This window comes from Kitasatospora sp. NPDC043949 (assembly GCF_056435365.1).
The window spans coordinates 1-10,859 of sequence record NZ_JBWKEQ010000099.1 but is presented as its reverse complement, the minus strand read 5'-3'; the positions used below and the strand labels follow the sequence as shown (position 1 = coordinate 10,859).

Below are 10,859 nucleotides of genomic sequence, written 5' to 3'. Positions count from 1 at the left end.
CCCCCCCCCCCCCCCCCCCCCCCCCCCCCCCCCCCCCCCCCCCCCCCCCCCCCCCCCCCCCCCCCCCCCCCCCCCCCCCCCCCCCCCCCCCGGGACCCCAGCCGTCAGCCGTCAGCCGTTGGGGAGGATGACGGCGCGCCCGTTGATCCGGCCGCTGTGCAGGCGCTCGTAGGCGAGCGGCGCCTCGTCGATCCCGTAGGTCTCGACGTGCACGTCCACCGCGCCGGCCCGGGCGAGGTCGAGGACCTCGATCAGCTCACCGCGGGTGCCCCAGTACGGGGAGGACACCGAGACCTCGTACGGCAGGGCGCCGAAGCCGACGGCCAGGGTGCCGCCGCCGAGGCCGACGATCGTCACGTCGCCCTCCACCGCCGCCATCGCTCCGGCCGCGGCCGCCGTGGGCGGGGCGCCGACGAAGTCCAGCACCACCTGGGCGCCGATGCCGCCGGTGAGTTCGCGCACCCGGGCGGGCGCGGAGGCGTCGGAGCGGACCGTCTCGTGCGCGCCGACGCCGCGGGCCAGCGCGAGCTTCTCCTCCGTCACGTCCAGGGCGATCACCCGGGCCGCGGTCATCGCGCGCAGCAGCTGGATCGCGACGTGCCCCAGGCCGCCGGTGCCGATCACCACGGCGGTGCTGCCGGGCGTCAGCTTGCCGAGCGAGCGCTTGATGGCGTGGTACGGGGTCAGGCCGGCGTCCGTGAGCGGCACGGCCCGGACCGGGTCGAGGCCGCCGAGCGGCACCAGGTGCCGGGGGCTGTCCACCACCATGTACTCGGCCATCGCCCCGGGGGCGCCCAGGCCGGGCGGGCGGATGCCCAGTTCGGCGGCGCGCAGGCAGTAGTTCTCCTTGCCCTCCGCGCACTTGGCGCAGTTGCCGCAGCCCCACGGCCCGTAGACGGCGACCGGTTCGCCCTCGGCCAGGCCGGTCACGCCCGCGCCGAGCGCGGCCACGGTGCCGACGCCCTCGTGCCCGAGGGTGAGCGGCAGGGGGAAGGAGAGGCGCTCGGCGGGCATGCTCATCATGGCGATGTCGGAGTGGCACACCCCCGCCGCGGTGACCTTGAGCAGGACCTGGCCGGGGCCGGGCTCCGGATCGGGGACGGTGACCACCTCGGGGGCGGCGCCGACGCTGCGGTACTGGACTGCCTTCATGGGTTTCGGACTCCCTCTCTCGGTCCCCCCGGACTTGCCTGTCCCCCCGGTTGCGCTGCCCCGGCTCCCGGACGGGCCGGTGGCGGGCCGGTCAGCGGGCCGCGTAGGCGCCGTCGACCAGGTGGTAGCTGCCGTGGATGAAGGAGGCCCGGTCGGAGAGCAGGAAGGCGGTCAGTTCGGCGACCTCCTCGGCGCGACCGAGCCGGCCGGCCGGGTGCAGGGCGACCAGTGCCTGACGGGCCTCCTCGTCGGCCGCGCTCAGCAGCGGGGTGTCGATGAAGCCCGGGCCGACGGCGTTGATCCGCACGCCCTGCGCGGCGTACTCCAGGGCGGCGGTCTTGGTCAGGCCCACCACACCGTGCTTGGCGGCGGCGTAGGCGGGCGAACCGGCGAAGCCGTTGGTGCCCAGGATCGAGGCCATGTTGACGACGGCGCCGCCGCCGGCCGCCAGGATGGCGGGGATCTCGTAGCGCAGCGAGTAGAAGACGCCGTCGAGGTTGGTGGCCAGGACCCGGCGCCACTGCTCGGGCTCGTACGCGCCGGTGGGGGCCTTCGCGCCGCTGATGCCGGCGTTGTTGACGGCCAGGTGCAGGGCGCCGAGACCGTCCACGGTGGCCTGGACGGCGGCCCGCACCGACTCCGGGTCGGTGACGTCCGTCCCGATCGCCAGGGCCCGGGCGCCGGCGGCCTCCAGTTCGGCGGCGGCCTTGCGGGCGCCCTCCAGGTCGAAGTCGGCGACGGCGACGGCCGCGCCGCCGGCCGCCAGGCGGCGGGCCACGGCGAGGCCGATGCCGGAGGCACCACCGGTGACCAGTGCGGCCTTGCCGGTGAACTCCTGGGGGTGGTCGGTGCCGGTCATGGCGTACGTCCTTTCGTGCGGGTGCGCCGGGGGGGCGCGGTGGTTCAGGCCGGGCCGTCGGGGGGCGGTTCGGCGGCGAGCAGGTCGAAGGCCCGTTCCACGAGGTCGGGCAGATCCGGTTCGTCGGCGCCGACGGGGTGGCGGACCCAGGCGCGGGAGGCGGCCTGGAGGGCCGCCACGCCGAGGCCGACGGCGACGGCCGGGCGCAGGTCGTACTCCGCGTCCAGGCCGAGGCGGGCGGCGGCGATCCGGATGGAGGCCTCCTCCTCGTCGACGCAGATCCGCCGGTAGGCGGCGGTCAGCGAGGGCTCGGCGGCGATCAGGCCGAACAGCTCCCGCACGCCGGGGCGCCGGTGCCAGGCCGGGTCCCGCTCGTCGCCCAGCCAGACCCGCAGCGCCGCGCGGTAGGCGGCCACCGGGGCCTCGGCGGCGGGGCGGGCCGCCAGCGTCGCGTTGATCCGGCCGAAGTCGGCGCGCAGGCAGTCCAACACGGCGTCCTCGCGGGAGGCGAAGTATCGGCTGAAGGTGCGGCGGGAGACGTCGGCCCGGTCGGTGACGTCCTCGACGGAGACGGCGGCCAGGCCGCGGTCCAGCACCAGCTGGAGGGCGGCGGCGGCCAGTGACTCGCGGGTGCGGCGCGCCTTGCGGTCACGCCGCCCCTCGGTGCTGTGCTCGGCCTTCTCGGTGGTCACGGGAGCCACCGTACACCCGGAAATGTCTCATTGGGACATGAGTCCCGACGGGACGCGAACCCGCCCCGGGCCCCGCGGGAAGGCGGGGGCCGGGGCGGGCTCGGAGGCGGGTCGAGTGGAACGGGTCAGACCGACGGTTCAGGCGGCCGGGTCAGGCGGCCGGGTCAGGCGGGGACTATCGCGAAGGAGCCGTTGCTGAGCGGGGTCTCGGTGTAGGGGCCACTGTTGATGGCCTGCGGGGAGTAGCCGTCGAAGACCTGGCCGTTGACCGTGACGCCGGAGAAGTCCAGGCGGCTGAAGGAGGGGTAGCTCTGGCTCGGGGACTCGATCACGGCCTCGGCGCTGACGTTCTGGCCGTCGAGCTGCTGGCGGGTGCTCTCGCTCCAGCCCTTGGTGGTGTCGGTGATCTGCAGGGTGTAGCCGGAGCCGCCGTCGTTGACCACCGAGGCGGTGAAGCTGTCACCGGCGTCCACCGGGTCGCTGAAGTACTGCGGCGGGGCCGGGTACATCTCGTACCAGGCCGAGTAGACCGGGGAGCCGCTGGAGCAGTCGGCCTGGACACCGGTCTGCTCGACGGTCTGCGAGCCGTAGCCGTCGATGCCGACCCACGGGGCGAACAGGTCGTTGGCGGAGTTGCACTGCACGGCGGGCATGGTCCAGGAGCCGGAGACGCTCTGGAAGCCGCTGCCCTGGGCGACGTAGCCGCCCCAGACTCCGCCGTCGTAGCGGGCGCCGTGGCCGAAGCGATGCGCGGCGCCGTAGCCGTGCGCGGCGGTGTGGGTGGCGGGGGCGGCGGTCGCGGGGGTCACGGCCGCGGCGGCCGGGAGGGCCAGCAGGGCGGCGAGCACGAGCCGGCCGGTGCGGGAAAGGGCCATGGGGGGCTCCTTCACTGGGGGTTGAGGGGGTGCCGCCCAGCTTGCGGGCGTCGCGGGCGGGCCGGGAAGGGAGCCGCGTGGGCAGGAACCCGACATGGCGGGAACATGTCGACCGATCAATCCCTTGATTTCGGGCACCGAGTGGCGCACAGTCGGCTCGTCCACTGGCGGTGGAGGGCGAGGAGGGCGCAGTGTCGGGGACGGGCATGCTCGCCGGACTCGGCCTCGGCACGGTCGAGGAACAGCTCTACCTGCGGCTGCTCGGCGTCCAGGCCGCCGACCCGCAGTGGTTGGCCGCCCAGATGAACCTCCAGGCCTCGATCGTGCTCGCGGCGCTGGTCTCGCTGGCCGCTCAGGGGCTCGTGGAGGCCTGCGCGGCCGGGGCCTGGGCGGCGGTGCCGCCGGACGTGGCGGTGGAGGAGCTGCTGCTGCGGCGCGAGGTCGAACTGCGGCGCGCCCGGGGGCGGATGGGCGAGCTGATGCGCGCCTACCGGCAGGGCCGGGACGGCAGCGGCTCCGACGGGCCGGCCGAGGTGATCTGCGGGCGCAGGTCGGTCGCCGAGCTGTGGCGCACCCTGCAACAGGGGGTGCGCCGGCAGTTGCGGGTCCTGGACCGGCCCCCGTACATCCGGCGCAGCGATCCGCAGACCGAACTGGCCCTGCTGGCAAGGGGGGTGACGACCAGGGTGGTGTACCACAGCCAGGTGCTGCGCGATCCGGAGCGCCTGGCGGAGATCCACTCCTTCACCACGGCCGGGGAGCAGGCCCGGGTGCACACCGAACTGCCGCTGAAGCTGGCGCTGTTGGACGACCGCTGGGCGCTGCTGCCGGTCAGCGCGGGCACCGAGCTGCAGAGCGTGCTGCTGATCCGGCCCTCCACCCTGCTGGACGCGCTGGCCGGGCTGTTCGAGCTGTACTGGGCGCAGGCGATGCGGCTGCCCGCCCTGCCGGAGGAGAACCCGGAGGACCGGCACCGCCGGCTGCTCCCGCTGCTCGCGGCGGGGCTCACCGACGAGTCGATCGCCCGCCAGCTGGGGGTGTCCACCCGGACGGTGCAGCGCTGGGTGCGGGAGCTGATGGACCGGTTCGGGGCCCGGACCCGGTTCCAGGCGGGCATCCAGGCCGCCCGGGCCGAGCTGCTGTGAGCCGGCTGCGCCACCGTCGGGCCGGCCGCCGGGGCCGGAGGCCTGGCCGAGCGGCCTGAAGGCCGCCGCCGAGGGCGGTACCGCGGGCGGTACCGAGGACATCGCCGACGACGCCCGGGCCGGCTCCCGCATACGCGGGCCCCGCCCCGCTCCGCGCGAGTGCGCAGGTCAAGGCCGGGCCGGGTGCGCGCGGGAGGCCCGGTGACCGGGAGAATGGTGCGGACAGTTCACCGGAAGTACAGAGAAAGCGAACCCCCACCATGGATCTCGGCGTGCGCTGGAAGCTGCACGGTGACGGGCGTACGCCCGCGCCGGGGGCGGTCGTCCGCCCCGACGAACGGCTCTCCTGGCCCCGCACGGCAGGGCTCGGCGCCCAGCACGTGGTGGCCATGTTCGGCGCGAGCTTCGTGGCGCCCGTGCTGATGGGGCTCAACCCCAACCTCGCGATCATGATGTCCGGCGTCTCGACGATCATCTTCCTGCTGGCCACCCGCGGCCGGGTGCCCAGCTACCTCGGCTGCTCGCTGTCCTTCGTGGGCGTGGCCGCGGTGATCCGGGCGCAGGGCGGCACCAGCGCGACCGTGACCGGTGCGGTGTTCGTGGTGGGCGCGGCGCTGTTCCTGGTGGGCCTCGCGGTCCAGCGGTTCGGGGCGCGGATCATCCACGCGGCGATGCCGCCGATCGTGACCGGCGCGGTCGTCATGCTGATCGGCTTCAACCTCGCCCCCGTCACCGCGTCGACCTACTGGCCGCAGGACCAGTGGACGGCGCTGCTGGTGATGCTGTTCACCGGTCTGGCCGTGGTGTGCCTGCGCGGCTTCTGGTCGCGTGTGGCGATCTTCCTCGGGCTGCTCTTCGGGTACGGGATCTCCTGGCTGTTCGACCAGGTCTTCGGCAAGATCCACTCGGTGGACGCCGGCGGCCACCTCACCGACCACTGGCGCCTGGACCTGTCGGGCGTCGGCAAGGCGGACTGGATCGGCCTGCCCGCCTTCCACGGCCCCTCCTTCCAGTGGTCCGCGATCCTGGTCGCCCTGCCCGTGGTGATCGCGCTCGTCGCGGAGAACGCCGGGCACGTCAAGGCCGTGGGCGAGATGACCGGCCAGACCCTGGACGACAAGCTCGGCGTCGCGATCTCCGCCGACGGCGTCGGCTCCATGCTCTCCACCGCGCTCGGCGGCCCGCCGAACACCACCTACTCCGAGAACATCGGCGTCATGGCCGCCACCCGGGTCTACTCCACCGCCGCCTACTGGGCCGCGGCCGGCTTCGCGCTGCTGTTCGGCGTCTGCCCGAAGTTCGGCGCCGTCGTCGCCGCGATCCCCGGCGGGGTGCTCGGCGGCATCACCGTCATCCTGTACGGCATGATCGGCCTGCTCGGCGCGCAGATCTGGATCAAGTCCAAGGTGGACCTGCGCAACCCGCTGAACCTGGTGCCGGCCGCCGCGGGCATCATCATCGGCATCGGCAACGTCACCCTGAAGTTCACCGACACCTTCAGCCTCAGCGGCATCGCGCTGGGCACCCTGGTCGTCATCACCGGCTACCACACGCTGCGGGCGCTGGCCCCCGCACACCTCAAGACGCAGGAGCCGCTGCTGGACGAGGGCACCTCCTCCTACGACGAGGGGTCCGGCGAGGACGGCGAGTCGGGCGGGGCGCAGCGGCGCACCCCGTAAGCGGGGCGGTGGCCGTGGCCGTGGCGGTGCCCTCGGCCACGGCCACGGCTACGGCTACGGCTACGGCTACGGCTACGGCTACGGCTACGGCTACGGCTGGAGCCGACCGGCGGAAGTGACCGAAAGGTACTTCCGCCCGTGCTTCCGCCTGGCCCGACGGGCCGTCAGGTGGTCGAATCGCTCCGTGCACCCGGGCCGGCCGGCCCGGGCGCGTCCGTTCCGGCCACTCATCCCCCCGGGAGAGGCATGTCCCTTCTGTCGCACCACCGCAAGGTCGCCGTCGGCGCCGTGGCCCTCGCCACGCTCGCGATCTCCTGCGGCTCGGCCACCGCGAGCAGCTCCGCCGTCGTCGCCGGCCCGACCCGGGCCGCCGCGGCGGGCAAGGTCCTCTGGACCCCGAGCACCAGCAAGGGCCCGTCCTCCTTCGCCTCCGTCCAGTGCGCGTCGGGGAACTTCGACGTCGTCAAGGACCCCGCCAAGGGCAGTGTGTGGCGGGCGTTCCAGGCCGCGGGCGAGGAGCGCTGCGAGACGCTCAGCCCCAACCTGAAGGAGGGCGACACCTTCTACCTCGGCTGGTCGTCCAAGGTCGACATCCAGGACTCCAACAGCCGCTACGTCTTCCAGCTCAAGTGCTCGCCGAGCACCGACACGGCGAACCACCCGATCGAGATCGACGCGACGACCGGACGCATCCGCCTCCAGGAGTGGGACACCGACCACGTCGCGCACTCGCTGTGGACGGCGCCGACCACCAACGGCCAGTGGCACTCGTACGCGCTGAAGATCCGCCTGGGCCGCACCGACGGCACCATCGACTTCTGGTTCGACGGCGTGAAGCAGACCTTCACCACCGGCTCGGGCACCTTCACGGGCACCACCTGGGACGGCGACCGCAACTACCTCAAGTGGGGCTCCTACCACCCCTCCTCGGGCGACGCGACGAACACGTTCACCAGCCCGATCATGGCGACCACCCTGGAAGCGGCCACGGCCGGCTCGTAACGACGCCCGGCCCAGATCCTGTCCGGAGGCCCGGACCGCAGCTCGCGGTCCGGGCCTCCGGCCTTTCCCGGCACGGCGCCGGAGCTCGTCACGGCCGGCCCGCCGCCGGGCCGACCCGCCCTCCCCGCCGGCCGATCAATTCGCAGCACCCGAGCGGCCCGACCGGTGAATTCCCCCGGACATCGACCGGTGCGACGTGACCCCGGTCACACGATCGGGGCCTTCGGGGGCCTCCGGGTGAGAAGGGTCACGCCCGGCGGGCCGGCGGGCGCCCGGACGGCGACAGGGCCCGGCAGGACTGGGCGGGCGGGGTCGCGACACGGTCCGAGGTCCTGTCCGCTTCGGGACCTTGGTCGCGACTTCGGCCGACCTTCGGCCCGGTGGCGCCCCCCTCGCACCCGGGCAACCGTGGACGGTCGCCCGGTGTGAGCGGGCGATGGCGCCGTCCGCCGGACGGCGTCCTTCCCTGCCGTCTACCCGGCGCACGGTGAGCGGGCCATCCGCCGCCGTACGCTCCGGAGGACCCCCAGCACATGTCCCAGACCATCGACAACGCCCCGTATACCGCCTTCCACCGGAGACTGGCCCTCGCCTGCTCCGGTGGGCCGCTGCTCGACGGCTACATCCTGAGCATCGTCGGCGTCGCCCTGATCGGGATGCGACCCGAGCTCGGCCTGTCCACCGCGGAGGTCAGCCTGATCGGCGCCGCCGCGCTGGTGGGCATGTTCGTCGGCGGCGCGCTCTTCGGCGTGCTGACCGACCGGATCGGCCGGGAGGTGATGTACACCGCCGACCTGCTCGTGATGGTCGCCTGCTCGGTGCTCTCCTTCTGGGTCGACACGGTGTGGGCGATCGCCGTGCTGCGCTTCGTGCTCGGCATGGCCGTGGCCGCCGACTACCCCATCGCCACCTCCCTGCTCGCCGAGTGGCTGCCCGCCAAACAGCGCGGGCGGCTGCTCGGTCAGCAGATCATCGCCTGGTACGCCGGCTCCGTGCTCGCCTACGTGGTGGGCTACGCGTTCCTGGAGCTGGCCGGGCCCGGCAGTTGGCGGTGGATGCTCGCGAGTTCCACGGTGCTGTGCGTGGTGTTCCTGGTGATCCGCCGCGGCACGCCGGAGTCCCCGCGCTGGCTGGCCGCCCACGGGCGGGTCGGCGACGCGGTGCGCGTGGTCGAGAAGCACCTCGGCGTACGGGTGGACGGCCGCGAGCTGATGCCCGACCCGGCCGAGCGCGGCCGCCCCGGCGGGCTGCGCCTGCTGATGACCCCGCCCTACCGGCGCCGCACCCTGTTCTGCGGCCTGTTCTTCCTCTGCCAGGTCGGCCCGCTGTTCGCGATGCTCACCTTCGGCCCGCAGATCCTCTCCTCCTTCGGCATGCCCGGCGGCACCGTGATGGAGACCCTGGGCACCGGGCTGATCAGCCTCGTCTTCCTGCTCGGCTGCTACCCGGCCCTGCGCCTGATCGACACCCGCGGCCGGCGCCCCGTCATCATCTGGTCGTTCGCCCTGATGGCCGTCCCGCTGGCCCTGCTGGGCGTGTGGCCCACCGCCCCGGCGGCCGTCGCCCTGACGGCGCTGTGCGCGTACGCCTTCCTGTGCGGCGGGCCCAACGTCCTCGACTGGACCTACCCCAACGAGCTGTTCCCCACCGAGATCCGGGCGACGGCGGTGGGTGTGGCGACCTCGGTGAGCCGGATCGGCGCGGCCGTCGGCACCTACCTGCTGCCGCTGTCGCTGTCCGGACTGGGCACCGGTCCGACCATGCTCATCGCGGCCGGCACCACCGTGGTCGGCCTGCTGGTGTGCGTTCTGTGGGCCGAGGAGACCCGGGGCACCGCCCTGGGCGCCGCCCCGGCCGCCGGCCGCACGGCCGCCAGGCCGGCCGTCCCGGGCCAGCGCGTCCCGCAGACGGCGCGCTGAGGGTGCGCCGAGGTGCACTGACGGCCACCGCGTGACGCACCGGCGGCGCTGTCCGGGATCTTCCGGGCAGCGCCGCCCGGCCGACCGGACCTGAGGTGTGACGCTCGTCACAGGCGATCGGAACGGCTCGCCGACACCCTCGGGGCGGTGCGGGGCGGCCGGCGCCCCGGCGTCGCCGCCTGTCGCACCGGAGGGCGGGCGGGCTGTCGCAAGAACGGGCCGCGCCCGCCGCCGCCGGCCGCCCGACCTGCGGGGGTGGGACTCGCCGGCCGGAGCCGGCACCGGCGCCGCTCGCCGGCTTCACCCCTCGGCCCGTCCGCCCGCGACGGGCCGCCGCAGCACATCGCGGTGGTCGCCCCGTGGCGCGAAGCTGGCCGATCCCGGGCTGGTCGGCGGATTCTCGCTGAACCCGACTCAGATGTTCATCCGTAGGTTATGCGACGGTCGACCGGTGGTGGGCCGCTGGACGGAGGGATGGACGATGGGACGAGTTCTGACCGAATTGGTGGGCGACGCGGCGACGTTCGCCGAGGCGCTGGAAGAACGCCGGCCGCAGGTGTTCCGCACCGCGGGCTGGCCGGCGGGGCTGCCCCGGCCGGGCGAGTTGGACGAGGCGCTGCGCGGCGGACTGCTGCGGGTGCCCTACGTCGAGATGGTCCGGGCGGGTGCGGTCGTACCGCCCGCGGAGTTCTGCACGACCCGGGTGGTCGCCGGGCGCCGGGAGGAGGGCTTCGCCGACCCTGACCGGATCGCCGCCCTGCTGGCCGACGGCGCCACGCTGCTGCTGCCGCAGCTGGACCAGTGGCACGCGCCGGTGCGCGCGCTGGCCACCGACATCGCGGTCGAACTGGGCCGCCGGACCGAGGCGTTCTGCTTCGCGACGGGTGCCGGCCGGCGCGGGCTGGACGTGCACCGGGACGACGCGGACGTGCTGGTCGTCCAGCTCGCGGGAAAGAAGGAGTGGACGGTCCACGAGGCCCCCGCCGACGGGCGCTGGCGCCCGGGGCTGGCCCCCGAACCCGGCGCGGTGGCGCTCAACTCGGTGCTCGGGCCGGGCGAGGTGCTGTACGTGCCGCGCGGGGCACCACACACCGCGACGGGCCACCAGGGCCTGTCGGTACACCTCTCGTTCACGATCCGGGAGGCGGGCACGGGGCAGCTGCGCGGCGCCGTCGGCGAGTGGCTGGCCGGCGGCGACTGGGCGGCCGGGCTGCCGGAGCGCCCGGCGAAACCGGCGGAACTGCTGGACACGGCCGCGGAGGTGCTGCGACTGGGCCGCGCCCGGCTGGCCGAACTGACCCCGCAGGAGCTGCTGCGGCTGGCCCGGGGGCCGCTGCCCGCGCCGGTGACGGACGACGGTCAGGCGGCGCCGGGTCACGGACCGCTGGCCGCCGGCGGCTGAGCCGGGCCGAGACCGGGCGGGGCCTGAACGCACGAGGGCGGGGGGGGGGGGGGGGGGGGGGGGGGGGGGGGGGGGGGGGGGGGGGGGGGGGGGGGGGGGGGGGGGGGGGGGGGGGGAGGGGGGGGGGGGGGGGG

9 protein-coding genes are annotated in these 10,859 nt (G+C 74.8%); 5 read left to right on the top strand and 4 right to left on the bottom strand.

Annotated features, from left to right (window positions below; genetic code table 11):
* Window positions 1-111: 111 nt before the first annotated feature.
* The 4 genes from AC07AL_RS38130 to AC07AL_RS38115 all read right to left on the bottom strand — a co-directional run bounded on the left by AC07AL_RS38130 (window position 112) and on the right by AC07AL_RS38115 (window position 3,578).
* Window positions 112-1,152, bottom strand: coding sequence for an NAD(P)-dependent alcohol dehydrogenase (locus tag AC07AL_RS38130; RefSeq protein WP_478319539.1), 1,041 nt, complete (start codon window positions 1,150-1,152; stop codon window positions 112-114).
* Window positions 1,153-1,243: 91 nt separating this feature from the next.
* Entirely contained in the window at window positions 1,244-2,011 is a 768-nt protein-coding gene (locus tag AC07AL_RS38125; RefSeq protein WP_363629396.1) for an SDR family NAD(P)-dependent oxidoreductase, read from the bottom strand.
* Window positions 2,012-2,055: 44 nt separating this feature from the next.
* Window positions 2,056-2,703, bottom strand: a complete 648-nt coding sequence (locus AC07AL_RS38120; RefSeq protein ID WP_363585830.1) for a TetR family transcriptional regulator — start codon at window positions 2,701-2,703, stop codon at window positions 2,056-2,058.
* 164 nt (window positions 2,704-2,867) lie between these two features.
* Window positions 2,868-3,578 carry a G1 family glutamic endopeptidase gene (locus AC07AL_RS38115; protein WP_400985949.1) on the bottom strand — a complete coding sequence of 237 codons (711 nt, stop codon included), beginning with the start codon at window positions 3,576-3,578 and terminating at the stop codon, window positions 2,868-2,870.
* 191 nt (window positions 3,579-3,769) lie between these two features.
* Between AC07AL_RS38115 and AC07AL_RS38110 the strand changes: the two genes are divergently transcribed.
* The 5 genes from AC07AL_RS38110 (at window position 3,770) to AC07AL_RS38090 (ending at window position 10,725) form a co-directional block, all read left to right on the top strand.
* The gene (locus AC07AL_RS38110; protein ID WP_400985947.1) at window positions 3,770-4,723 is read left to right on the top strand and encodes a helix-turn-helix domain-containing protein; all 954 of its coding nucleotides are present in this window, start codon (window positions 3,770-3,772) and stop codon (window positions 4,721-4,723) included.
* A gap of 260 nt (window positions 4,724-4,983) precedes the next feature.
* Window positions 4,984-6,402 (top strand): uracil-xanthine permease family protein, encoded by a 1,419-nt coding sequence (locus AC07AL_RS38105; RefSeq protein WP_363585833.1) that lies wholly within the window; start codon window positions 4,984-4,986, stop codon window positions 6,400-6,402.
* Between the two features lie 246 nt (window positions 6,403-6,648).
* Window positions 6,649-7,404 (top strand): heparin lyase I family protein, encoded by a 756-nt coding sequence (locus AC07AL_RS38100; RefSeq protein ID WP_478319538.1) that lies wholly within the window; start codon window positions 6,649-6,651, stop codon window positions 7,402-7,404.
* A 533-nt stretch (window positions 7,405-7,937) separates the two neighbouring features.
* The gene (locus tag AC07AL_RS38095) at window positions 7,938-9,323 is read left to right on the top strand and encodes an MFS transporter (RefSeq protein WP_363585835.1); all 1,386 of its coding nucleotides are present in this window, start codon (window positions 7,938-7,940) and stop codon (window positions 9,321-9,323) included.
* A 481-nt stretch (window positions 9,324-9,804) separates the two neighbouring features.
* Window positions 9,805-10,725 (top strand): JmjC domain-containing protein, encoded by a 921-nt coding sequence (locus AC07AL_RS38090; protein ID WP_363585836.1) that lies wholly within the window; start codon window positions 9,805-9,807, stop codon window positions 10,723-10,725.
* Window positions 10,726-10,859 lie beyond the last annotated feature (134 nt).